The 1,978-nt window shown below is 58.2% G+C and carries 2 protein-coding genes; both read right to left on the minus strand.

Annotation, left to right across the window (positions count from 1 at the left end; genetic code table 11):
* On the minus strand, positions 1–924 hold a 924-nt coding region (locus tag WBM93_RS09455), incomplete at its 3' end, for a class I tRNA ligase family protein (protein WP_424431256.1).
* 218 nt (positions 925–1,142) lie between these two features.
* Positions 1,143–1,978, minus strand: an 836-nt coding sequence (gene ribF, locus WBM93_RS09460; RefSeq protein WP_424431258.1) for a riboflavin biosynthesis protein RibF, incomplete at its 5' end; no start/stop codon positions are given.

Here is a 1,978-nt window from a genome sequence, read left to right on the forward strand (position 1 = left end):
ATATTTGCTGTCTGACAGCGGTTCTTCGCCAATTACTGCCGGAAATCGCAGTAGAAATTGATCAAGCAGGTCCTTGGCAACGACAAATCTTTGATCTACTTTTGCCGAAGTATCTCCCTCGTCGGAAATGGCAAAAACTACATACTCAACATCAGCCCCATAAGCCAAAGCCTGATTGACCGGTATCGTCCACGGTGTCGTCGTCCAGATCACCGCATGAGCACCCTCCAAGTCAGGCGCATTGGGCGCTTCAACAATCTCGAACGCCACATCAATCTGCGTCGAGACGATATCCTCATATTCCACCTCGGCCTCGGCCAGCGCGGTTTTCTCGACCGGCGACCACATCACCGGCTTGGCGCCGCGATAGAGCTGGCCGGCCTCGGCAAATTTCAATAGCTCGGTAACGATCGCCGCTTCGGCGTCATAATCCATCGTCAGATAGGGCTTGTCCCACTGCGCCAGCACGCCGAGCCGCTTGAACTCCTCGCGCTGCACATTGACCCAGTTGTCGGCATAGGTCCGGCATTCGGCGCGGAACTCGCTCGCCGGAACCTCGTCCTTGTTGCGCTTTTTCTTGCGATACTGCTCCTCGATCTTCCATTCGATCGGCAGCCCGTGACAATCCCAGCCGGGCACAAACGGCGCGTCCTTGCCGAGCATATTCTGCGAGCGGACCACCAGATCCTTGAGCGTCTTATTGAGACTGTGGCCGATATGGATGTTGCCATTGGCATAAGGCGGGCCGTCGTGAAAAATAAATTTCTCGCGACCAGCGCGGGCTTCGCGCAGCTTTTCATAGAGACCAATCTTCTGCCAGCGCGCCAATATCGCCGGTTCCTTTTGGGCAAGGCCGGCTTTCATCGGGAAATCGGTTTTCGGCAGGAAAACCGTGTCTTTATAATCTGCTTTGGGATCGCTCATGATCGCGGGGATTAGGGGAGGTTGCGGGTCTGCGCAAGCATGGTTTTTGCACTGCGGTATAAGGAATTTGTCCTGATCCGTTGGCCCTGACCCTGTCTGCTGCAGGGAGTGGACCCGCTTGCCGTTAGTGGTGAGCCTGTCGAACCACGCCTGCCGTCGCTAGGCGCCCTTCGACAGGCTCAGGGCTATCGGCACACTGACTCACCACTATAGGAATTCTAGCCCAGCAATTCTCGCGCCTTGTCACAATCCTTCGCCATCTGCACCTTCAGCGCCTCGAGATCATCGAACTTCTGCTCCCCGCGCAGAAAATGGTGCAATTCGACCTCGATCGTCTGGCCATAGAGATCCTCGCTGAAATCGAAGAAATGGGGTTCCAGCAATTCCTTCGGCGGATCAAAACTCGGGCGAATGCCAAGATTGGCCGCCCCGTTCAGCACCCGCCCGTTGGGCAGCCGGCCCTTGACCGCGTAAATTCCGTATTTCGGGCGGAGATAATGGCCCATGTCGATATTGGCGGTGGGATAGCCGAGCTTCTGCCCGTTCTTGTCACCGTGGATGACTTCGCCCTGGATCGTGAAGGGACGCGTAAGCAGGCGGCCCGCTTCTTCGCATTTTCCCTCTTTCAACGCCTCGCGGATGCGGCTCGACGAGATCACATCATCGCTATCGCCGATCGGGCTGACCGCTTCGCTTTTCAGTCCGTGCACCGCCCCAATCTCGCGCAGCACGTCGATATTGCCCTTCGCGCCCTTGCCGAAAGTGAAATCCGCTCCGGTCACCACGCCCGCCGCGCCAAAGCGATCGACCAGCAGCTTGCTGATAAAATCTTCTGCCGTCGTTCCCGCCAGCCCGGCATCGAACTGAAACACCAGCATCGCGCTCGCGCCTGCATCGGCAAACAGCCGCTGGCGCTGGGCGAGCGTTGTCAGGCGAAACGGCGCGACATCGGGCTTGAAAAAGCGGACCGGATGGGGATCGAAGGTCGCGATGATCGCCGGCCGGCCTTCGTCCCGCGCCCGGCTCAGCGCCTTGCCGGCGACCGCCTGATGAC

The organism is Parasphingorhabdus sp. (genome assembly GCF_049667325.1).
Lineage (GTDB): Bacteria > Pseudomonadota > Alphaproteobacteria > Sphingomonadales > Sphingomonadaceae > Parasphingorhabdus.